Source organism: Methylocystis sp. JAN1, assembly GCF_052186135.1.
GTDB lineage: Bacteria > Pseudomonadota > Alphaproteobacteria > Rhizobiales > Beijerinckiaceae > Methylocystis.
On the sequence record NZ_CP181499.1, the window covers coordinates 1,905,706 to 1,927,675 of the forward strand.

Annotated in this window: 19 protein-coding genes and 1 tRNA gene; 9 read left to right on the forward strand and 11 right to left on the reverse strand. The window is 63.9% G+C overall.

The window, feature by feature from the left end:
* Positions 1-21 precede the first annotated feature (21 nt).
* On the reverse strand, positions 22-162 hold the full coding sequence (locus ACNHKD_RS08965) for a hypothetical protein (RefSeq protein ID WP_442756700.1): 141 nt from the start codon (positions 160-162) through the stop codon (positions 22-24).
* A 128-nt stretch (positions 163-290) separates the two neighbouring features.
* A complete protein-coding gene (locus ACNHKD_RS08970; protein WP_442756701.1) occupies positions 291-575 on the reverse strand; it encodes a GNAT family N-acetyltransferase in 285 nt (94 codons plus the stop codon).
* 152 nt (positions 576-727) lie between these two features.
* On the opposite strand from ACNHKD_RS08970, the gene proS reads away from it, so the two are divergent.
* The 3 genes from proS (at position 728) to ACNHKD_RS08985 (ending at position 4,156) form a co-directional block, all read left to right on the forward strand.
* Positions 728-2,071, forward strand: a complete 1,344-nt coding sequence (gene proS / locus ACNHKD_RS08975) for a proline--tRNA ligase (RefSeq protein WP_442756702.1) — start codon at positions 728-730, stop codon at positions 2,069-2,071.
* 86 nt (positions 2,072-2,157) lie between these two features.
* A complete protein-coding gene (locus ACNHKD_RS08980) occupies positions 2,158-3,468 on the forward strand; it encodes a lipoprotein-releasing ABC transporter permease subunit (protein ID WP_442756703.1) in 1,311 nt (436 codons plus the stop codon).
* A 4-nt stretch (positions 3,469-3,472) separates the two neighbouring features.
* Complete coding sequence (locus ACNHKD_RS08985) at positions 3,473-4,156, forward strand: ABC transporter ATP-binding protein (protein WP_442756704.1); 684 nt, start codon at positions 3,473-3,475, stop codon at positions 4,154-4,156.
* 405 nt (positions 4,157-4,561) lie between these two features.
* Here ACNHKD_RS08985 and ACNHKD_RS08990 read toward each other — a convergent pair whose 3' ends face one another.
* A complete protein-coding gene (locus ACNHKD_RS08990; RefSeq protein WP_442756705.1) occupies positions 4,562-5,134 on the reverse strand; it encodes a hypothetical protein in 573 nt (190 codons plus the stop codon).
* Positions 5,135-5,501: 367 nt separating this feature from the next.
* Between ACNHKD_RS08990 and ACNHKD_RS08995 the strand changes: the two genes are divergently transcribed.
* Positions 5,502-6,191: an enoyl-CoA hydratase-related protein gene (locus ACNHKD_RS08995; RefSeq protein ID WP_442756706.1), complete on the forward strand. Its 690-nt coding sequence runs from the start codon at positions 5,502-5,504 to the stop codon at positions 6,189-6,191.
* A 5-nt stretch (positions 6,192-6,196) separates the two neighbouring features.
* On the opposite strand, the gene ACNHKD_RS09000 is transcribed toward ACNHKD_RS08995, so the two are convergent.
* The 4 genes from ACNHKD_RS09000 to ACNHKD_RS09015 all read right to left on the reverse strand — a co-directional run bounded on the left by ACNHKD_RS09000 (position 6,197) and on the right by ACNHKD_RS09015 (position 11,787).
* Complete coding sequence (locus ACNHKD_RS09000) at positions 6,197-8,494, reverse strand: putative bifunctional diguanylate cyclase/phosphodiesterase (protein ID WP_442756707.1); 2,298 nt, start codon at positions 8,492-8,494, stop codon at positions 6,197-6,199.
* A gap of 25 nt (positions 8,495-8,519) precedes the next feature.
* On the reverse strand, positions 8,520-9,449 hold the full coding sequence (locus ACNHKD_RS09005; RefSeq protein WP_442756708.1) for a crotonase/enoyl-CoA hydratase family protein: 930 nt from the start codon (positions 9,447-9,449) through the stop codon (positions 8,520-8,522).
* A gap of 292 nt (positions 9,450-9,741) precedes the next feature.
* A complete protein-coding gene (locus ACNHKD_RS09010) occupies positions 9,742-11,091 on the reverse strand; it encodes a multicopper oxidase family protein (RefSeq protein WP_442756709.1) in 1,350 nt (449 codons plus the stop codon).
* 87 nt (positions 11,092-11,178) lie between these two features.
* The gene (locus tag ACNHKD_RS09015; RefSeq protein WP_442756710.1) at positions 11,179-11,787 is read right to left on the reverse strand and encodes an MliC family protein; all 609 of its coding nucleotides are present in this window, start codon (positions 11,785-11,787) and stop codon (positions 11,179-11,181) included.
* Between the two features lie 137 nt (positions 11,788-11,924).
* Here ACNHKD_RS09015 and ACNHKD_RS09020 point away from each other — a divergent pair.
* The 4 genes from ACNHKD_RS09020 (at position 11,925) to ACNHKD_RS09035 (ending at position 16,553) form a co-directional block, all read left to right on the forward strand.
* Positions 11,925-12,009: transfer RNA gene (locus ACNHKD_RS09020), tRNA-Leu, on the forward strand.
* Between the two features lie 80 nt (positions 12,010-12,089).
* Positions 12,090-13,439, forward strand: coding sequence for a trigger factor (gene tig, locus ACNHKD_RS09025; protein ID WP_442756711.1), 1,350 nt, complete (start codon positions 12,090-12,092; stop codon positions 13,437-13,439).
* A gap of 174 nt (positions 13,440-13,613) precedes the next feature.
* A complete protein-coding gene (gene clpP / locus ACNHKD_RS09030) occupies positions 13,614-14,246 on the forward strand; it encodes an ATP-dependent Clp endopeptidase proteolytic subunit ClpP (protein WP_442756712.1) in 633 nt (210 codons plus the stop codon).
* Between the two features lie 297 nt (positions 14,247-14,543).
* Positions 14,544-16,553 (forward strand): acetyl-CoA carboxylase biotin carboxylase subunit, encoded by a 2,010-nt coding sequence (locus ACNHKD_RS09035; protein WP_442756713.1) that lies wholly within the window; start codon positions 14,544-14,546, stop codon positions 16,551-16,553.
* Positions 16,554-17,252: 699 nt separating this feature from the next.
* Here the strand turns inward: ACNHKD_RS09035 and ACNHKD_RS09040 are convergent.
* The 3 genes from ACNHKD_RS09040 to ACNHKD_RS09050 all read right to left on the reverse strand — a co-directional run bounded on the left by ACNHKD_RS09040 (position 17,253) and on the right by ACNHKD_RS09050 (position 20,370).
* The gene (locus ACNHKD_RS09040; RefSeq protein WP_442756714.1) at positions 17,253-18,485 is read right to left on the reverse strand and encodes an HlyD family efflux transporter periplasmic adaptor subunit; all 1,233 of its coding nucleotides are present in this window, start codon (positions 18,483-18,485) and stop codon (positions 17,253-17,255) included.
* 2 nt (positions 18,486-18,487) lie between these two features.
* Positions 18,488-20,047, reverse strand: coding sequence for an efflux transporter outer membrane subunit (locus ACNHKD_RS09045; RefSeq protein WP_442756715.1), 1,560 nt, complete (start codon positions 20,045-20,047; stop codon positions 18,488-18,490).
* Positions 20,048-20,181: 134 nt separating this feature from the next.
* Entirely contained in the window at positions 20,182-20,370 is a 189-nt protein-coding gene (locus ACNHKD_RS09050; protein WP_442756716.1) for a hypothetical protein, read from the reverse strand.
* A 211-nt stretch (positions 20,371-20,581) separates the two neighbouring features.
* On the opposite strand from ACNHKD_RS09050, the gene ACNHKD_RS09055 reads away from it, so the two are divergent.
* Positions 20,582-20,899 (forward strand): hypothetical protein, encoded by a 318-nt coding sequence (locus ACNHKD_RS09055; RefSeq protein ID WP_442756717.1) that lies wholly within the window; start codon positions 20,582-20,584, stop codon positions 20,897-20,899.
* On the opposite strand, the gene ACNHKD_RS09060 is transcribed toward ACNHKD_RS09055, so the two are convergent.
* Positions 20,896-21,969 carry a 5-(carboxyamino)imidazole ribonucleotide synthase gene (locus tag ACNHKD_RS09060; protein WP_442756718.1) on the reverse strand — a complete coding sequence of 358 codons (1,074 nt, stop codon included), beginning with the start codon at positions 21,967-21,969 and terminating at the stop codon, positions 20,896-20,898. The genes ACNHKD_RS09055 and ACNHKD_RS09060 overlap by 4 nt on opposite strands.
* Position 21,970 lies beyond the last annotated feature (1 nt).

The following is a 21,970-nucleotide window of genomic DNA, read 5'->3' on the forward strand; positions in this document are numbered from 1 at the left end:
CGGTCGGCCTTCAGGTCGAGATCAGCAGGCCTTGGAGGGCGTATCGCAGTTCGAGCTGTAGTGGTTGTAATGGCTGTAATAGGCGGTGGAATTAGCCGCGGCCGGACCCAGCGAACACAGGGCCAGGAGCGCCGTCAGCGTGACAGTCAGGATCAGTTTCATAGCCTTCTCCCAAGTTGCAGTCTTTTACCGCAACTTGGTATTCTATTGCTCTGAAGGCCCTGAAAAATGTCCAGGGAGCAGAAGATTATTACCGTATTATGACAGTCTGTGACGCTCGACAGGGATCATCATCCTTCGAGATCCGCGAACTCCCTGTGCCGCTTCAGATAGGCGGCCACGAAAGAGCATGTGGCCCGCACCTTCAGCCCCTGCGCCCGCGCTTCCAGCAGCGCGCCGTGAATCAGCCGCGAGGCGACGCCGCGCCCCTGCAGCGCCGGGGGCGTCTCGGTGTGGGTGAAGGTGATCGCCTTGTCATCGAGCCGGTATTCCGCGAGCGCCAGCGCGCCGTCGATTTCCAGTTCGAAACGGCTCTTCGCAAAATTGCGACGCACCGTCGCGCTTGACTGATTCATCGGTTCCTTCCTTTCGCGTCCCGACATGGCGCCCCGACGGTTGAAAGGGAAGGGCGATCCCTCCCGGCGCTTGCCTTTTCCGGCCGCCCGCGCTTCAACCGCCCGCGAGCCGCCGCTATGCTCTGCGTCCTCGAATCGAGAATGGAATTCCCATGCGCCTGTCCCGTTACTTCCTGCCCATCCTGCGCGAGACGCCCAAGGAAGCCGAGATCGTCTCGCACCGGCTGATGCTGCGGGCGGGCATGATCCGGCAGGAATCGGCCGGAATTTACGCCTGGCTGCCGCTCGGGCTGAAGGTCCTCAACAACATCACGCGCATCATCCGGGAGGAACAGAACCGCGCCGGCGCCATCGAATGCCTCATGCCGACCATCCAGTCGGCCGATCTCTGGCGGGAATCCGGCCGCTACGACGCCTATGGCAAGGAGATGCTGCGCATCCGGGACCGCCATGAGCGCGAAATGCTCTTCGGGCCGACCAATGAGGAGATGATCACGGAGATTTTCCGCGCCTATGTGCGCTCCTACAAGGATCTTCCGCTCAATCTCTATCATGTCCAATGGAAGTTCCGCGACGAGGTGCGTCCGCGCTTCGGCGTCATGCGCTCGCGCGAATTCCTGATGAAGGACGCCTATAGCTTCGATCTCACGGCCGAGGGCAGCCGCCACTCCTACAACAAGATGTTCGTGGCCTATCTGCGCACCTTCGCGCGCATGGGGCTCACGGCGATTCCGATGGCCGCCGACACCGGCCCGATCGGCGGCAATCTCTCCCACGAATTCATCATCCTCGCGGATACGGGCGAGAGCGAGGTCTATTGCCACAAGGACTTTCTCTCCTTCGCGCCGCCGCCCCCCGACGTGGATTTCGACGACGTCGCGGCGCTCCAGGGAATCTTCGACAAATGGACGAGCTGCTACGCCGCGACGAGCGAGATGCATGACGCGGGCGCCTTCGCGGCGGTGCCGGACGACGCGAAGGTCGCGGCGCGCGGCATCGAGGTCGGCCATATTTTCTACTTCGGGACCAAATATTCAGAGCCCATGAAGGCCGTGGTGAACGGTCCCGACGGCAAGGAGGTCGTCGTCCAGATGGGCTCCTACGGCATCGGCCCCTCGCGCCTCGTCGCGGCGATCATCGAGGCCTTCCACGACGACGCCGGCGTCGTCTGGCCGGAGGCGGTGGCGCCCTTCCATGTCGGGCTGGCCGATCTCAAGGTTGGCGACGCGGCGACGGGCAAGGTTTGCGGCGAACTGATCCAGCAGCTCGAAAACGCCGGGCTTGACGTGCTGCATGACGACCGGGACGAGCGGCCGGGCGCGAAATTCGCGACGCTCGACCTTATCGGCCTGCCGTGGCAGATCCTCGTCGGCCCGAAGGGCCTGGCGGAGGGCCATGTGGAAGTGAAGCGCCGCAAGACCGGCGAGCGCGAGATGCTGGCGCCGGCCGACGCCGTCGCCCGCATCGTCGACGCGGTGAAGCAGGCGGGCGCATGAGCGGGCGGCGCGCCTGACGGTGCGCACGACTTGGAGCGCGAGCCTTCGGGCTCGCATCGAAAGCGCCGCCATTGAAGGATGGCCGTATGAGCGAAGCGACTGTGACTGCAACGACCGTCACGGGGGCCGGGCAGGCCGCTCCCAGGACGAGGGCCTTCTCGCCTTTCGAATGGATGGTGGCGCTGCGCTATGTGCGCGCGCGCCGCGCCGACGGCTTCGTCTCGGTGATCGCCGGATTCTCCTTCCTCGGCATCATGCTTGGCGTCGCCACGCTGATCGTCGTCACCTCGGTTATGAACGGCTTTCATCGCGAGCTGATGGACAAGATCATGGGCATTAACGGCCACGCTTTTCTGCAGGCCGTCGAGACGCCGTTCACGGATTGGAGCGAAATCTCCGCCAAGACGGAGAAAGTGCCTGGCGTCCGATTGGCCATTCCGATGGTCGAGGGCGCGGCCGGCATTTCCACCCAGTTCGGCCAGTCGGGCGTGCTGGTCCGCGGCATTCGGGAGAAGGACCTCGTTCGGCTTCCCGGCATCGCCGGCAATGTGAAGATCGGCTCGCTTGCGGGTTTCGACAAAGGCGAGAGCGTCGCCATTGGCCAGCGCCTCGCCGAGACCCTCGGCGTGACGATTGGCGACAAGGTGAGCCTTCTGATCGCCAAGGGCGCCCAGACGCCCTTCGGCGTCGCGCCGCGCATCAAGGCCTACACGGTCTCGGCCGTCTTCTCGATCGGCATGTCGGAATTCGACAACGTCTTCGTCTATATGCCGCTCGGCGAGGCGCAAAGCTTCTTCAACAAGGATAATGAGGCGACCGTCGTAGAGGTCTTCGTCGACGATCCAGACGAGATGGACCTGTTTCGCGCGCGCTTCCAGAGCGCGGTGACGCGCCCCGTGATCGTCACCGACTGGCGCCAGCGCAACAAGACCTTCTTCGATACGCTTCAGGTCGAGAAAAACATCCTCTTCATCATTCTGACCCTCATCGTCATCGTCGCGGCCTTCAATATCATTTCCGGCCTGACCATGCTCGTGAAGGACAAGACGCAGGACATCGCCGTCCTGCGCACGATGGGCGCCTCGCGCGGCTCGGTGCTGCGCGTCTTTCTGATCATCGGCGCCTCGATCGGCGTCGTCGGCGCCTTCGCCGGCTTTCTTCTCGGCCTTCTCATCGCCGAGAATCTCGAAACGATCCGCGTCTTCCTTAACAAGGTCTTCGACGCCAATCTGTTTCCGGCTGAGTTCTATTTCCTGTCGCGGCTGCCGGCCATCGTCGATGCGCGCGAGGTGACGGCGATTGTCGTCATGACCCTCGTGATCGCGATGCTCGCTTCGATCTTTCCGGCCTGGAAGGCCGCGTCGCTCGACCCGATCGAAGCGCTGAGGCATGAGTGAAGGCATGAGCGACGCCGTTCTGGAACTGCGCAACGTCGCGCGCCATTATCGCGAAGGCGAGGCGCGCCTCGATATTCTCGTCGACATCGATCTCGAAATCTATCCGGGCGAGACCGTGGCGCTGGTCGCGCCTTCCGGCGCCGGCAAGTCGACGCTGCTGCACATTGCGGGGCTTCTGGAGCGCGCGGATGGAGGCGAGACCTTCATCAATTCCGCCCCGACCTCGCGCATGAGCGACGCCGAGCGCACCAATCTGCGCCGGGCGACGATCGGCTTCATCTACCAGTTCCACCATCTGCTGCCGGAATTCTCCGCGCTGGAGAACGTCGCCCTGCCGCAGATGATCAACGGCCTCGACCGCAAGGAGGCGGAAGGCCGTGCGCGGCAATTGCTGGATTACCTGCGTCTCGGCGCGCGCGCCTCGCATCGGCCGTCGGAATTGTCCGGGGGCGAACAGCAGCGGGTCGCCATCGCCCGCGCGGTCGCCAACGCGCCCCACCTGCTGCTCGCCGACGAGCCGACCGGCAATCTCGATCCCCGGACCGCCGACCACGTTTTCGCGACGCTCATGACGCTCGCCCGTCAGTCAGGGCTCGCCGCGCTCATTGCGACGCATAATCTGGAGCTTGCGGAGCAGATGGACCGCCGCGTCACCTTGCGCGACGGCCGCATCGAAGAACTCTCGTAAGAAAGAAGCCGGGCTAGCCCGGCTTCAGTTTGTTGACAAACCTCCCGAGGCGGCCTCGCCCTTCGAGACGCGAGCTTTGCTCGCTCCTCAGGATGAGGCCTAAGTATTTGGCGCTGAAGGAAAAAGCCCCTCATGCTGAGGAGCCTGCGCAGCAGGTGTCTCGAAGCACGAGGGGCGTCGCCGCTACTTTGTCAGCAGCCTGAAGCCGGGCTAGCCCGGCTTCAGTTTGTTGACAAACCTCCCGAGGCGGCCTCGTCCTTCGAGACGCGAGCTGCGATCTCGGGCCTGCCCGAGATCAAAGCACGAGAGGCGCCAGCCCCACTTATCGGCAGTCTGAGCCGGGCGAGCCCCGCTTGCTGGATTGACAGCGGCGATCAGGCCCTTGCAGATCAGGCTTTCCGCCGATCAGGCCGCGTTCTTCTTCTTGTCGATGAACTGGTTCTTGTACCAGAGGCCGAAACCGACAGCGGCGAGAGCGCCGAAGAAGATGGCGATGGTCATATCCTTGGTGGCGGTGAGGCCGACCGAGAAGGGGAAGCGGGCGACATATTCCTTGCTGCCGTCGTCGCTCTTGGCCTTCACGATGCCGATATACTTCCCTTCCTTCGCGAAGTTGTGATCGAAGGTCAGCGTGCCGGTCTTGTATTTCTTCGGCGGCGAGAAGTATTCCGTGTTGGCGTCGAGATTCTCGTTGTCGTCCTTCTGGCCGACGTCGCGCAGAACGCGCATCTCAAGGTTCATGTCGCGCAGCTCGTCCTGCTGGGCGTCGAGCGTGATGATGGTGGGGCCGGCGTCCGGAATATCGTCGCAGAACTGCTCGCGGGACTTGAGCGGCTGGTAGCCCGTGAAGCTCATCGTGTCCGGGCCGATCTTCATCAGGCACTGGCCCTGATTGGAGCCGACGTCGCCATGCGCGTGCGCCTGGGCCACCCAACCGACCGTCGCCAGGGTCATGGCGACGAGAAAGCGCATTTTCATACTGTTTCTCCCTCTGATCATTCATCGGCCGCTTCTTTGCCGAGCGGTTCTTTATAGTCGGCCCGCTGCGTCTTCCAGGAAAGCTCGCGAGCGCCTTTGCCTGGCGGGGCGGGGGACGCCCCTAACAGCTTGTGGTTAGCATATATCAATTCAAGGTCGGCTGTCCCGCGACCTTCGGCCACACGCTTTCGCCGTCCGCCGCCCCGCCGGCGGCCTTTGCAGCTTCGCGGATAACTGAAAAATTTTCACGTTAACCAAGAGCTGGTCAATTCGCGCCGGCCGCCTAATTGGTTTAGGCAAATCGAGCGCTTTGCGTTAAGATTTGATTAACGATTGGCGAGGAGCCGAGTTAAGCCCAGAGGCGACAATGGGACTTGTATCGAGTAAGGATTGGCGTACGTTCACCCCGTTCCAGGCGGGCGTAAAGACGACCTGGTTGCGCGACGGCGACACCCTCGTCGTTTCCAAATCCCGCGCCGGCTTCGATCGCGCCAGCGTCCATGTCGTGGGCGAGCTGTTGCGTGAGATCGAAAACGGCGCTTATCCGTCCCTCAAATTCCTGGTCTTCGATTTCGCGCAGGGCGGCGCCGAGGCGACCAAGGCCCCCGAAGGCTTCGGCGAGATGGTCGCCGCCAATGCGGATCTGATCGTCGACACGCCGGTCATTACGCTCGCCTGGGCGCGATCGCTGATGAACGGGCTCGACTTCGACCTCGCCATGAATTGCTCGGCGCTGGTCGCCGAGAGCGGGGCCCGCTTCTCCTTCGCGGGAGAGCCCTTCGATCTCTTCGGCCTTTACGCGGCGCTCGGCAGGCGAATCGGATTTGTGAAGGCGGAACGGCTGATCGACAGCGAGCGGCCGCTGTCCGCGGCCGAGGCCAAGGAACTGATGCTCGTCAAGGAAGTCGTGCCGCCCCAGCCGGAGTTCAAAGGAATAATCGACTATCTGACCCAGCTCGAACGGCGCTACAACGCCTCGCACGCGATCTTCCGCGCGCAACGCCTGGCCGAGCCGCCGATCGATCGGCGGCCCGTTGACATGGTCCACCGGAACTGAGGCTTTCAGGCGAAAGCGTTCTCGGCGAGCTTGGGGGCGTCCGCCCAATCATCGAGAAGGGGCAGGAGTTCTTCGATCGGCCGCGGCTTGCTGTAAAGATAGCCTTGGATCAGGAAAATGTTCTTGCTCGCCATCAGGGCGAGCTGGGCGTGGCTCTCGACGCCCTCCGCCACGAGGTCGAGATCGAGTTCCCGCGCGAGCGTCGAGATCGCGCCGATGATCGCCTGCGTCTTGGGCGAGTCGAGCGCCTGGCGGGAGAACGCCTGGTCGATCTTCACCTTCTTGACCGGGAAGCGGTTGAGATAGCTCAGGCTGCTATAGCCCGTGCCGAAATCGTCGAGGGCGAGGCGCGCGCCGAGCAGGGTGATCGACTTCAGCTTGGACTCGACGTCCTCCGAATTGGAGATGAGCGCGGACTCGGTGATCTCCAGCTCGAGCCGCTCGGGCGGCAGACCCGATTCCTCCAGCGCGGCCGCGATGGTGTCGACGAGGTCGGACTGCTGGAACTGAAGCGGCGCCAGATTGACCGCGACGCGGATATGCGACGGCCATTCGGTGGCGTCGCGGCAGGCCTGGCGCAGCGCCCAGGCGCCGATTTCCACGATCATTCCCGTTTCTTCGGCGATTGGAATGAAGACGCCGGGCGACACCATGCCACGCACGGGGTGGCGCCAGCGCAGAAGCGCCTCCATGGCGACGACCGCGCCGCGCCGCGAGTCGACGATCGGCTGGTAGAAAACGCTTAGCTCGTTGCGGGTCAGCGCTTCGCGCAGATCGTCCTCGATCTCACGCTTCTTGAGCAGCTCCTCCTGCATTTGCGGCGTGTACCAAATGGCCGAGCCGCGGGCGCTGGTCTTCGACTTGTAGAGGGCGAGATCGCTGGATCTGAGCAGGCCCGCCGGCGTGTCGGCGTCGGTCGGCGCGATCGCGACGCCGATGCTCGCCCCGATCGTGATGCGATGCCCGTCGATGAGGAAGGGGCGGCTCATTTCGGTCAGGATGCGGCTCGCCATCGCCTCGACCTGAGCCGCCTCCGGCGATCCGCGCATCACGACGCAGAATTCGTCGCCGCCGAGCCGTGCGACGAGATGCGGCGTTGGCGCGCAGAGGCTCAGGCGCGCGCCGACATGGGCGAGAAGCTGGTCGCCGAACATATGACCCAGCGTGTCGTTTACTTCCTTGAAGCGGTCGAGGTCGATATTGAGAAGCGCGGCGGTCCGGCCCGCGACCTTCAACTGCAAAAGATCCTCGCCCAGCGCGTCCTGGAACTGATAACGGTTCGGCAGGCCGGTGAGTTCGTCGAAATGCGCCATGCGCTCGATTTCGCGCAACGCCCGCTGCTTCGTGGTGACGTCCTCGATGACGGTGATGAAGGCGCCGTCGTCGGCCCGTTCGCAATGAAAGTCGAAAAAACGGTCGCCAATCTTGTGCATGAAGACGTTGGCGTGGCCCATGGCGGCGTGACGCATCCATCTTTCGGTGAACATGGAAGTTTCCACGGGCGGCATGCCGGCGCTCCGGCCGATGGCGTGGGCGAGCGCGTCGAGCCGGATGGGCGTCGCGGCGGCGACGATTCCGAAGAACTCGACAATGCGCCGGTTCATGACGGAAATCGTCAGGGAGGAGTCGCCCATGCAAAGGCCATGGGTCATGGAATTGAGCGCGATGCTGAATTTCTGGCGCTGGCGCATGGCGTCGATGCCGTTGCGCAAGGCCGACTCCAAATGCCCCTGCAGGAATTTCGTCGTCTTGAAAACGGAGAGCGCGCCGAAGAAGAGAAAGGCGGAGATTCCCCAGTACCAGGGCGAGAAATTGATCAGCAGCGTGAAGGCGAGGGGCATGCAGGTGCCCATCACCTGCCAGAACACGATGTTCGGCCGGGCGGCGTTGCGGCTGGCCAGATTGCCGGTGACGCCGGTCATGATGATCACGCCGTAATAGCCGATCATCTCCTGGTGATGGTAGTTGAACAGGATGGCGGCCGAGAAGCCCAGCAGACCCATGAAGATGATCGCGCCGACCGCATAGCGCCGCTCCCAGAGCGCCGCGTCCTCGCGCCGCGCCTGGATCGGCGTGCGCTGATGGGCGAGCAGCACTTCCACACGATAGACGCCCACAGCGGTCATCAGGGCGACGAGTCCGAGATAGGCGGCGTTTCCGGTGGAGAGCCAGGCGATGGCGGGGATCAGGACGCCGGACAGGATGCCGGTGATGAGCGTGTGCGTCGTATCGAACAGCGTCTCGACGAGATCCGCATAAATTTCCGCTTCGGCGGATGTTTTGGGATTACTCGAGACTTTCATGAGGTAAGTCCGTTTCCCCTCGCCGTCAGAAAGAGCTGGACTCGAAGGACTTTTGAGCCTTGGCGATATTCGTCCCGGGGCCGATCAGCCGCCTTTGCGCGCGCACCAGCCGCTCCATATGCCGCAGGTCGCGCTCCTCGACGCGGGCCGAACATTCCGCCCAGAGCTCGGTGATTCGGATCAGCTCGTCATGGGTGATCGGGTGGCTGCGCCGGCGCGCCTCCGCGATGGCGCGGCGGCGGCGCCATTTCTTGTCGCCCTTATCGCGCATCCATTCGACCGCGGCGGCGCGAACCGCGCCCGGCGGCGTCACCTTATCGATCACTTCGAGCTCGAACATCTCCCGTCCCGTATAGGTCTGTCCGCTCATGATGATCTGCTGGGTTAGCGCGGACCCGACCCGGCGGGTGAGCATCGTCACCGCTCCCATGCCCGGAAATGTGTTGAAGGCCACTTCGGGCAGGCCAAAGATCGCGTCTTCCTCGGCGATGATGAAATCGAAAGCGAGCGCGGCCTCCAGCGCTCCGCCCAGGCATTGCCCATGCGCCGCGCAAAGCGTGACAATCGGCAAATCAAGGCTTTGCGAATAGCTGTAGACAAGGTCGACGCACGCGTGCGCGTAAGCGAGGAGGGTGGAGAGGTCTTGCCGGCGGATCGCCGCGACGAAGGTCGCAAGATCGCCGCCGAACGAAAACACGTCCGGCCGCTTCGCCGCCATTACGAGATAACGGAAAGGGAACTCTTTCGTCCGTCCGGAATCGTATAGCGCGCGCAGAGAATCGCGCAACTGCAGCAGCTCGACGAGCATGTCGAGCGTGTAGCATTGCGGCGCGTCGGCGCGATAGTTCATCCAGATGGAGGCTGTTTCGGGCTGGTGCTCGATGTCCAGCGTCTCAAACCGCCAGTCTGGGAACTCCTTGGGATCTTTGGGGCCGCGGAAGACAATTTCCGTCATCGAAGTCTCTCGAACGCCTTATCGGGGGCAATGCGTCCGCTCGCGGCGCGCCTGCCGATGAGACGGCCGCCGAAGCAATCCGCCCGCGTGAGTATCAAAGGGTTCATGCATCCGTCCGGCGCGTGATCGGCGGCGAACGCAAGGCGTCCAGCGCATCCCACAAATAACAATCACAGGTTGTATTTTACCCTGCTGCCGATTATCCGGATCAATTCTGAAAAAAAAGGAAAAATCCCTATTTTATTTCAATAGGATGATGAACTCTCTTAAATTTCAGGGACATGCGGAGAATCTACGCAACGTCGAACCATGTCGCGACGCCGCCGGCCTCATGTTCCAGAATGTCGTCGTGAATCGCCCACTTGCCGGGACTGTTGGCGACAAAGGAGACGTGCTTCGTCCTGCCGGCGGGGATAATGACGCCATTGCGCCAATAAGGCTCCCAGCCGTCGTCGAGGTCGTGCAGCAGCCGCATGGCGTGGCCGTGCACATGCATGGCCAGCGGAACCTTTGCCTTGTTCACATAGCCGAGCGTGACCGGCGTTCCCTGCTTCACCGAAAAAAGCGGTGGCCCGTCATAGGCTTTCGTCGCCGCGCCATTGATTGTCCATCCCGGCCCCCCGGCCGGCCCCGGTTCGACGACGAGGTCGACCTTCCTGGCGTTGTTGAGCTTGATTTCCGGCGGGAGGGCGGGATTTTGGGGCAGGGAGTAGATGAGGCCGCGCTTTTCGGCTTTCGCCCCTTGGGCCGTCGCGACCAGCAGGTCGTTCTCCGCGCCGTCGGCTCCGCGCAGAAAGAGTCGCGCCTTGGAGCCTTCCGTGGCCGGCATGTCGAAGATCAGCTCGAACCGGGCGCCCGGCGCAACGGGAATGCTGCGCCGGACCGGCTCGAAAGCGTCGCAGGGCTGGCTGTCGATGGCCACGACGAAGGGTTGCACGCCGTCAAAGGTCAGGATCATGATTCGGGCGTTGGCCAGATTGGCGAGTCGCAGCCTGACGCGCGAATTGGCCTGGAACTCCCGGCGCGCCGGGGCCGCTTTGCCGTTGACGGCGAGAAGCGGGCCGATGCGCCCCGCGCCGCGCGCCTCCGCTGCGTCGTCGAAAGCGCCGTCGATCTTGTCCTGCGCGAGCCGCCAGTCGTCGAGGACGAGAAGCAGGTCGTGGTCGGCGGGCAGGGGGTCGGGCTCGTCGACGATGAGAAGGCCCTTGAGCCCGCGGCCCATCAGCTCGGGCGTCTTCCCGTAAACGCTGGGGCGGTAGCAAAAGAGTCCCGGCTCCGCGAGCTTGCGCCGATAGTCGAAAGAGGCGCCCGGGGCGACCGCGCTTTGCGTCAGCGGCGCGACGCCGTCCATGGCGTTCTCGCCTCGCAGCCCGTGCCAGTGAATGGAGGCGGGAATGTCCAGCTTGTTGACCAGCCGGACCGAGAGTTCCTGTCCCTGCTTGTAGCGCAGGACAGGCCCGGGCGTCACGCCGTCGAAGCCCAGAATATCGGTTTCGCCCGCTCCGATGGTCGCCTTGCCGGGCCGCGCTTCGATGATGCGCGGCCCCATGGGCGACGCCGCGCGGCCGGGCGCGGCCGGGGGAAGGGAAACGAGGCTGGCGGCGACACCCGAAAGGAAGGCGCGGCGGTTGGGCTGTCGCATGACGTCGGTCCTTCGAGGTCCGTCGGGTGATTCGTATCGCTTAAGAGCGGCGTAGCGGGCGACCTGGGTCCGCGGCGCGTGCGAGGCTTAGCCGCCCTGCTGAATCTCGCAATTCAGCGTCGGCTTCCCCGGCAGGTCGAGCGTCGCATCCTTGCCCTTGTTCCAGAACTGCGCCTCGCCCGGCCCGAAGAGCCCCGTATAACGCGCGCCGGAGGCCGAGACGGCCTGCGTCATGACGACCGTGCGGTCGCGCCAGACCAGAAAGGCGAGGGCGGGGTCGCTATTGACGAAAGTCACCGACATCAATGCTTCGAGGCCGGGGCAGGCGGCGATGGAAGGGCCGAGGCTGATTCCCTCGAAATCCCTCGACCGCGCGTCTGCATAGACCTGCCGTAAATGAAAGATTCGCTCGACCATCGTTCGTTGCAGACAGGGTTTGGCGTCCCGGCAGATCGTCAGGGTTTTCCGAAAGCTCGCCTGGCTCCGCGCGAGTTCGGATTTGCGCGCCGAAGTCATATGGGGGCCGGCGGCGGCGAGATCCGCGAGGCGGGACGCCTCCTTGTCCAGCGCCGCAAGGACCGGATCGTCGCAAATGAGCTTTGTCGGCGGTTTTGACGCGGCGGCGCAATCCGCGGGGCCGGCGAGGGCCGTCCCGGGCAAAAACAAAAGCAGGGCGACGGCGGCCGCGCGAATCATGAAGGCTCTCCCGGATGCGTCGGTCGGACTGTAGCATGCCCGTATTTTTTTCGAGCATCGCGCGCCGGCCATGCTATAGAGCTGCGCCCGCGCATGCGGGTTCAGGTTTCGCGGCGGGTCCGGATGGGGCCGCTCCCGCGGGCGTGGCGGAACTGGTAGACGCGCCGGATTTAGGTTCCGGTGACGAAAGTCGTGGGGGTTCGACTCCCTCCGCCCGCACCAAATGCCGCAGTTTCGCGGAAATTATCGCAAAAGCCGCCGTCGCGCGCACGGCGGCTTTGAAGTTGTAGAAGGCGATCGACATGCAAGTGACGCAAACCTCCTCCCAGGGTTTGAAGCAGGAATTCAAGGTCGTGCTGCCGGCGGGCGACCTCGCCGCCAAGCTCGGCGCCCAGCTCGCCGAAGTGCAGGCCAAGGCCCAGATCAAGGGCTTCCGCCCCGGCAAGGCGCCGATCGCCCATCTCAAGAAGCTCTACGGCAAGAGCATCATGGGCGAAGTCCTGCAGGACGCCGTCAATGAAGCGAACCGCAAGATCGTCGAGGATAACGAGCTGCGCCTCGCCGTCGAGCCGAAACTCGACTTCCCGGGCGGCCAGGAAGAGGTCGAGCGCGCCCTCGAGGCCGAGGGCGATCTGGCGTTCACCGTCACTTTCGAGACGCTGCCGAAATTCGAGATCGGCTCCTTCGACGACATCTCGCTGGAGCGTCCCGTCGCCCAGGTGTCGGACGACGAGATCAACGCCGCGCTGAAGAATCTTGCCGATCGCGTTCAGGAATTCGAGCCCCGCGCCGAGGGGGCGAAAGCCGAATCGGGCGACAAGCTGACGGTCGACTTCACGGGCAAGCTCGACGGCGCGCCCTTCGAGGGCGGCACGGGCGGCGACGTCGACCTCGTGCTCGGCTCCAACACCTTCATTCCGGGCTTCGAGGATCAGCTCGTCGGCGCCGGCGCCGGCGAGGCGCGGGTCGTCAAGGTCAAGTTCCCCGAAGATTATTCCGCGACGCATCTTGCCGGCAAGGACGCCGAGTTCGACGTGACCGTGAAGGCCGTCGCCGCGCCGAAGCCGCTGGAAATCGGCGAGGAGCTCGCCAAGAAATACGGCTTCGAGAGTTTCGACGCCATGAAGGAGGCGGTGAAGGGCAATCTCGAGGCCGACTTCCATAAGATCTCGCGCGACAAGCTGAAGCGTGCGCTTCTCGACGCCCTCGACAGCCGCTACTCCTTCGAGCTGCCCGAGACGCTTGTCGAGCAGGAATTCAACAACATCTGGGGTCAGCACGAGGCCGAGAGCCGCCGTACGGGTCAGCCCGTCGCCGAAGAGGGCAAGACGGAGGACGAGACCAAGGCGGAGTTCCGCAAGATCGCCGAGCGCCGCGTACGCCTTGGCCTTGTTCTTGCTGAGATCGGCCAGAGCGCCGGCGTGAGGGTCGAGGACAAGGATCTGACCGAGGCCCTCGTCGAGCGCGCCCGCATGTTCCCGGGCCAGGAAAAGCAGGTCTGGGACTTCTATCGCAACAACGAACAGGCGCTCGCCCAGCTGCGCGCGCCGATCTATGAAGAGCGCGTCGTCGATCATATTTCGAAACTGATCAAAATCACGGACAAGGCCGTGACCAAGGACGAGCTCTTCAATGAAGACGACGAAGCGTAAGCTTCGTTTGCGTCCCGGCGCGCTCCGGCATATGACGGGACAATGATTTTTGCCGGCGGGGAACCCTCCGCCGGCAAGGCTGCATGAGAGGGTCGCGCGGCGAGTTCGAGTGATCGCCATGCGGCCGGTCTAATCGCGCGGCGCGCCGGACGCCGCGCTTGGGAAGGCGATGCGATGCGTGATCCGATCGAGGTCTACAACCAGTATCTCATTCCGCAGGTGATCGAGAATACGTCGCGCGGCGAGCGCGGCTTCGACATCTATTCGCGTCTGCTGCGCGAGCGGATCATCTTCCTGACCGGCCCTGTCGAGGATCACATGGCCTCGGTCATCATCGCGCAGCTGCTCTTCCTTGAATCGGAAAACCCGAAGAAGGAAATTTCGCTCTACATCAACTCGCCGGGCGGCGTGGTGACGGCGGGCCTCGCCATCTACGACACGATGCAGTTCATCAAGCCAAAGGTCTCGACCCTCTGCGTCGGCCAGGCCGCGTCCATGGGTTCGCTCCTTCTTTGCGCCGGCGAGGCGGGCATGCGCTATGCGCTTCCGAACGCCCGCGTGATGCTGCATCAGCCGTCGGGCGGCTTCCAGGGTCAGGCGTCGGACATTCAGCGCCACGCGGAAGACATTCTGAAGGTCAAGAAGCGCCTCAACGACATCTATGTCCGCCACACGGGCAAGGATTACGACACGATCGAGCGCACGCTCGACCGCGACCATTTCATGTCGGCGGAAGAGGCCAAGGACTTCGGCATTGTCGACAGCGTGCAGGTGAAGCGCGCCGAGGACGAGACCGAGGCGAAGTAAGAATTTCCCTCTCCTCGTTTTAACGGGAGAGGAGGCGGCGGATATTCCCTCTCCCCGCTCGCGGGGAGAGGGTTAGGGTGAGGGGCGAGCGTGCTCGCGATCGCGTCGCCGGCCGCGCGGCGCAAATTCGATCGTCTCGCATGGCGGCCCGCCTCTCACCCCAGCCCTCTTCCCGCATGCGGGGAGAGGGGGCCGGCGTCGCAAGGCTTTAAACGCGCGGCGAAAATAATGACGCCCGCCTTTCTTCGGGAAAAGCGCGGGCGACGAGGTGGGAAAACGAGGGCTCAGGGCGCGCGCATGTTTCGCAAGATTTTAATCGCCAACCGTGGCGAAATCGCCTGCCGTATCATCAAGACGGCGAAGAAGATGGGCATCGCCACGGTCGCTGTCTATTCCGACGCCGACGCCGACGCGCTCCATGTCGAAATGGCGGACGAAGCGATCCATCTTGGCCCGCCGCCGGCCGCGCAGTCCTATCTCCTCATCGACAAGATCATCGCCGCCTGTAAGGAAACGGGCGCCGAGGCCGTGCATCCGGGCTACGGCTTTCTCTCCGAGCGCGCCGCCTTCGCCAATGCGCTCAGGGACGAGAATATCGTCTTCATTGGCCCCAACCCGCGCGCCATCGAGGCGATGGGCGACAAGATCGAGTCGAAGAAATTCGCCTCGGCCGCAAATGTCAGCGTCGTTCCCGGTTATCTCGGCGTGATCGAGTCGCCGGAAGAGGCGGTGAAGATCGCCAAGGACATCGGCTATCCGGTGATGCTGAAGGCCTCCGCTGGCGGCGGCGGCAAGGGCATGCGCATCGCCTTCAACGACGCCGAAGTCATCGAGGGCTTCACCCGCGCCAAATCCGAGGCGGCGTCCTCCTTCGGCGACGATCGCGTCTTTGTCGAGAAGTTCATCCAGAACCCGCGCCACATCGAGATTCAGGTGCTCGGCGACAAGCACGGCAACGTCATTCACCTCAATGAGCGTGAATGTTCGATCCAGCGCCGCAACCAGAAGGTGATCGAGGAAGCGCCGTCGCCGCTTCTCGACGAAAAGACCCGCGCCGAAATGGGCGCGCAGGCCGTCGCGCTCGCCAAGGCGGTCGATTACGACTCGGCCGGCACGGTGGAGTTCGTCGCGGGGCAGGACAGGAGCTTTTACTTCCTTGAGATGAACACCCGCCTGCAGGTGGAGCATCCGGTCACGGAGCTCATCACCGGCGTCGACCTCGTCGAACAGATGATCCGCGTCGCCGCCGGCGAACCGCTGCAACTCTCGCAGGAAAACGTCAGGATCAATGGCTGGGCGGTCGAAAGCCGCATTTACGCCGAGGATCCGACCCGCAACTTCCTGCCGTCCATCGGCCGTCTGGTGAAATACCGCCCGCCGGAGGAGAAAAAGGAAGGCGGCGTCACGGTCCGTAACGACACCGGCGTCACCGAGGGCCGCGAGATCTCGATTCATTACGATCCGATGATCGCGAAGCTCGTGACCCATGCGCCCGACCGCCTTCGCGCGATCGTCGCGCAGGCCGACGCGCTCGACCGCTTCGTGATCGACGGCATCCGCCACAACATTCCCTTCCTCTCGACGCTGATGCAGATGGAGCGCTGGCGCTCGGGCAAGCTGTCGACCGGCTTCATCGCCGAGGAATTTCCGGAAGGCTTCACGGCGCCGGAGCCCGAAGGCGATCTCGCCTTGACGCTTGCCGCCGTCGCCACGCTGATGGATCACATCGGCAACGCCCGCAAGCGCATGATCACCGGCCAGCTCATGAATGGCCGGCCTGTCGAGTTCTCGCGCGACCGAGTCTGCATGCTCGGCGACACGCGCTATGACGTCGCGCTCGAAGAGCAGGGCGAGGCGCTCGTCGTGCGCTTCGCCGAGGGTGACAACCGCGCGCATCGCGTCTCCTCACATTGGCGCCCGGGCGAGCCTGTCTTCAAGGGCGATGTCGACGGCCGCGTCGTCTATGTGCAGGCGCGCCCGATCCTCAACGGCTACGAGCTCGCCCATCAGGGCGTGAGCGTGCAGGCGCGCGTCTATACGCAGCGCGAGGCCGAACTCGTCGCGTTCATGCCGAAGAAGAAGGACGCCGGCGCCTCCAAGCATCTGCTCTGCCCGATGCCGGGCCTCGTGAAGACGGTCGACGTGAAGGAAGGCCAGGAGGTCAAGGCCGGCGAGGCGCTCTGCATGGTTGAGGCGATGAAGATGGAGAACGTGCTGCGCGCCGAGCGCGACGTGACCATCAAGAAGATCGTCGCCAAGCCCGGCGACAGCCTCGCGGTCGACGCTGTGATTATGGAATTCGCGTAAGAGACTTGCGAACTTGGAATGAGCCGCGCACCCCTTCTCCCGCAGGCGGGAGAAGGCCATGCGCCGCCGACAAAATAAATCTATCCCCACTCCCCCAAACCTAATTCATCCTGCCCCCGCCTCGTCACCTAAGGGGCGTCGTCATGGCCGGCGGCGCGGCGGGGTCGGTCAAGCGTCTGCCGAGGCCTTTCGGCGGGCGTGGGCGGGTCGTCGGTCGGGCTCCCCTGGCAGGGGGCGCGTGAGAAATCGCGCGAAAAAAGCTGGGCCTTAATGTTCCCTCCGGCCTGTCGCGGGGCCTTCTGAAAAGGAAGCCCGCGCTTGAGGGAAGGCGGCATAGGAAAACTGCAGGACATAAATTGCCTGCGGCGTTCGAGCGCGCGCTCGTCCGGCGGTGAACGCCGGGCGGGAAAGAAGCGGTCCTGTCAGGGACCGTGCCCGGGAGCGAGGTTCTCCGCAGGGAAAGGTGCGCGTCATAAAGACCGTGTCCGGGACGCTTTGGCTCCGGTGCGCATAAAACCATTACACCTCGGCCGAACGGGGCCGGGGCGTCCCGGACCTCCCTTCATGCCTCGGATCGAAAGATCGCGGGATCAAAGAGGCGTGCGTATGTGGCAAGCGGATGGGTATGAGCGGCGTTTGAGATCGAGCGGGAGGTTGCGGCGTTGCTTCGCCGGGTTTTCGCGGCACGCGAGAACCAATCTACTCCGCCGCCGCGCAGGCTCCCCCGCCGTCATCGGCGCCCGCCACCAAATTCTCCCGCACGATCTTGTCGGCGCGCGCCTTCGCTTCCGCCAAATCCTTGTCGAAAACCTCGGTCGAATATTCGCCCGCCGAGGTCTTCACGATGGAGTCATTTGTCGGCTTCGCTTCAGCGCTCACATTGATCGAGGTGACGGTCGAAAGGCCCGGCCGCAGCGGGGTCCTTTTCAGCTCTTCCGGATCGATGGCGATGCGCACCGGAATGCGCTGCACGATGCGGATGAAATTGCCGGTGGCGTTGTCGGGCGGCAGGGTGGCGAAGACGGCGCCCGAGCCGGGCACGAGGCCTTCGACCGTGCCGTGGAAGGTCGCAGTCGATCCATATAGGTCGACATTGATGAGGGCCGATTGGCCGGGACGTATCCGCTCCATGCGGTTTTCCCAGAGATTGGCCTCGACCCAAAGATGATCGAGCGGCACGATATTCAGGATCTGGTCGCCGGGCCGCACGCGCTGGCCCACCTGCACGCGGCGCTTGGCGACATAGCCGGTCGCGGGGGCGCGAATATTCTGGCGCAGATATTCGATATAGGCGTCGTTGAAGCGCGCCTTGGCGAATTCGATGTCCGGATGGTTCGTCGGCGTCACGCCGCCGACGCGCGATTCGATCGCCTGCAGCTCCGCGCGCGCCTCGCGCAGATCGGCTTCCTGCGCGTTGAGCGTATCCTGGCTGTTCTGAAGCAATTGGCTGGAAGCGGCGCCGCTCGTCGCCGCCTGCTTGTAGCGCACGAGATCGTGACGGGTGCGCTCGCGAATGGCGGCGCGGGCCGTGACCTTCTGGCAAATTTGGCGGCGGCTGGCGAAAAGCGCGCCGACATTTCTGACGGCGCGGCCAAGTTCCGCTTCCGCTTGGCCGAGCGCGGCGCGCGCGCGTTGCGCGTCGAGGCGCACGAGCACGTCGCCCTTGTTCACGAGCTGCGTTTCTTCCGCCAGCACCTGCGCAACGACGCCCGTCGCATCCGACTGCACCGGAATGATGTTGCCGGTGACAAAGGCGTTGTCGGTCACGACCCAGTTGCGGTCATAGGCGAGATAGCGGAAAGCCGCCGCCAGAGCGCCGACGCCGACGCCGACGGCGAGAACCTTCAGAAGAAAGTTGCGACGCGCGCGAATGTTTTTGCGCGAGAGCGCTGGGGTGGACGCGCCTGGCGTCACCACTTTTTCTTCGCCCAAGATCAACCTCCTCCGAGCGATTGGACGGCGTTGACGACCGGGTTGATCGGATCCGTCTCCGGCGCGGGTCTGGGCTCGTTGGCCGCAGGGCCCGCGTCGTAGCCGCCGCCGAGCGCCTGAAAGAGATCGACCGCGGCGACGAGCTTGTCGCCTTCTAGCCCGCGCTGGATGAAGATGGCGTCGAGCATGTCGGCGTATTCCTGTACGACCTCGCGCCGGTCGCGCAGGCCGTCGCGCAGCCTTATGCGCGCGAGCTGCAGCTCCGCCTTGCGCGCCTTGATGAAACGGGACTGCGATTCGTATTCGCTCTTGAAGCGCTTGAGATTGGCCAGCGCGTCCGCGACCTGCTGCGCGGCGGCGAGAAGCGTCTCATTATAGGCGTCGACCGCCTGGTCGTAATCGGCGCGCTGGATTTCAAGATTGCCGGTGAGCTTGCCGCCCTGGAAGATTGGCAGATGCAGGCCTGGCGTCACGCTGTAGACCATTGCGCCCGGATTGAAGAGATAGCCGCCAAGCTTCGCGAATTGCGAGGAGGTGACCGAAGCCTCAAGGCCCGCCGTGACCGAAAGGTCGATCGAAGGCAGGAACATCGTCTTCGCCGCATGGATGCGATCCGCCCAGGCCTCGGCGCGCCTCAGCGCGGCCATCAGGTCGGGGCGATGCGCAAGCAGCTCGACGGGCAGGCGCTTGGGCAGAGCGGGCTGAACGGGCGCGATCGACTTCCTGCCTGCAAAGAGATTACGGGCGTAGTCAGGCCCTTCGCCCATCAACCGCGCCAGCGCGTTCTCCTGAATGGAGATGGCGGCCTCGAGCGAGGCTTCGCGCCGCGCCGCGGACTCTTCGGCGGCGCGGGCGAGCTGCACGATGTCGAGCGTCTCGATGCCGGTGTTGTAGCGCGTCTCGGCGAGGCCGCGCAGTTCGCGGCGCAGCTTCGTCAGCTCTCTCGCCAGCTTGAGCTGCTCGGAGAGGACATAGCCGCGCAGATAGGCGCGCGCGACGCTCGTCGTCAGCAGCAGCCGGGTCTGCTCGAGTTCGCCTTCCTGCGCCAGCGCGTCGCCGATCGAAGCGTCCAGCAGGGCGCGGTTCTTGCCCCAGAAATCCAACTCCCACTTGGCGGAGATGGGATTTAGGAAGGCCGCCGACTTTTCGAGCCCCGCCTGATTGGGATTGAGACCCGCCGCGACGCCATGCTCGGCATAGCGCGTTTGCCTGTAGGAAAGATCGCTCTCGACATAGGGTGTGAGACGTGAGCTTGCGACGTCGATTCCCGCCTCGGCCTCCTTCAGCGTGCCGGCGGCCTTTCTGAGGTTCTGGTTATCCTCCAGCGCCTTCTCGACGATCCGGTCGAGCTCCGCGCTGCGAAAGGCGCTCCACCATTGCTGGCCCGGCCAACCTTTTTCGCTGCCGACGCTTCTGACGCCGGAGGCCGCGACGGTGCGGCCCAGCGACGGCGTCTCCATGAATTCGGCGCGCTCCTCCTGCGCCGTCGGCATGCAGCCGGCGGCGAGCGGCGCTGCGCCTGCGAGCACGGACAGGCGAAGGAAGCTCTTGCGGAAGCGCATCAAGGTTCCGCCGTCACCGCTTTGCGCTCGAGTTTCGGCGCCGCATGAGTCGCATAGGCCGATGGATCCTTCTTCAATCGCGCGAACCAGACAAGCACGCGTAACAGAAACATGACGCAGGCGCCGCGCCCGACTCACGACGTGCGCAATCTGACGGCGCGCCGCCGATTCGGACATGCCGAAGTTCGGAATTGTTGAGTCAGGCTCGCGATCCTGTCCAGAGAGGCGAAGACATTCGGCGGCGCGTCGACATGGCCGACGTCCCGGCGGCCAAGGCGCAGCAGAAGGTCGCCGCCTGTCAGTCTGTCGAAATCGGCCGTCATCCGGGCTGGCGCTCCTGCTCGGTCAGGGTGAGAGAAACGTCCCGTCGGGTGGAAACCTGGCAGCCGGCTGGAATGATTTGCGTCCTGCGAGGACTTAACCATAGCGCTTTCCGTCGCGGCTTCACATCCTGTTCTTGACGCATTTTTCGAATTTCTTGGACCCAGGACGCTTTGCATGAGTGGCCTCATTTCCAGCTCTGGAAAGGCTTTGTTGTTGAAACGTATAATCGGCCATTACGTTTGTCACGCCCGCCTCCATTTCATGATCATGTTGGAGACATTCGGGACAAGAATAGAATATGACTATTCAGCTATCGTTTTTTTCGATCGCTCTATCGTCACTCGGCATCTGCTTTACTTCCGGGATGTCGCGAGCGAGGGTGGCGCGACGCGCGCCAGCGAAAAGCTGCGCTGCGCGCGGCCGATCATGAGCGGCCAGATCGTCTCGGCGGCGATCGCCTCGGTTCTCGAGAATGCGAGCAGTTTCCGCTTTTTCGCGAGCCGGCTTCAGAAGAGTCGAGCTGGTTAGGGCGTTACGCGCGTGACATGGCCCATCTTGCGGCCGGGCCGGGCCGCCTTCTTGCCGTAGAGGTGCAGGCAGGCGCCGTCCTGCGCCAAGATCTCCGCCCATTTGTCTACGTCGGCGCCGATGAGGTTGCGCATAACGACCTGCTTGCCATGGCGGCGGGCGGAGCCGAGCGGCATGCCGGCGATCGCGCGCATATGCTGCTCGAATTGCGAGGTCACGGCGCCGTCGAGCGTCCAATGACCCGAATTGTGTACGCGGGGCGCGATCTCGTTGACGACCAGGCGCTCGCCTCGACCATCCCGCACAACGAACATTTCGGCTGCGATGACGCCGACATAACCCGCGCCCTCCGCGATGCGCCTTGCGATGTCGATAGCGGTCTGCGCCGTCGAGTCGCTGATGGCGGCAGGAGCGGTAGTGGTCGCGAGGATATGATGTTCGTGCACGTTCTCGCAAACGTCATAGGCGCGGAATTCGCCGTCGAGCCCACGCGCGGCGACGACCGAGACTTCCTTCGCGAAGGGCACGAAGCCTTCGAGAATGCAGGGCGCATTGCCGAGATCTTTCAGGGCGTCCGCGAGATCGACGCCCTCGACGATTTTCGTCTGGCCCTTGCCGTCATAGCCGAAGCGCCGCGTCTTGAGAATCGAGGGCCTTCCGAGCTGCGCGACCGCGCGCGCGAGCGACTCCGCGTCCAACGCTTCGGCGAAGGGCGCCGTGGCGACGCCGAGGCTTTGGACGAACTGTTTCTCGATCAGCCGGTCCTGCGTCAGCGCGAGAATCTTGGGGTTTGGCCGCACGGGCCGATGCGCTTCGAGCACTTCCGCCGTGCGCGCGGGGACGTTCTCGAATTCGTAAGTAACGACGTCGACCGACTCGGCGAAGGCGGCAAGCGCGGCCTCGTCGAGGAAATCCGCCTTCGTGTGCGCCGAACAGACGTCAAAGGCGGGGTCGTCGGCGACGGGTGAATAGACATGGGATTTGAGGCCGATCCGCGCGCCGGCGAGCGCCAGCATGCGTGCGAGCTGTCCCCCGCCCAGAATGCCGATGGTCGCGCCGGGTTTCAGCATG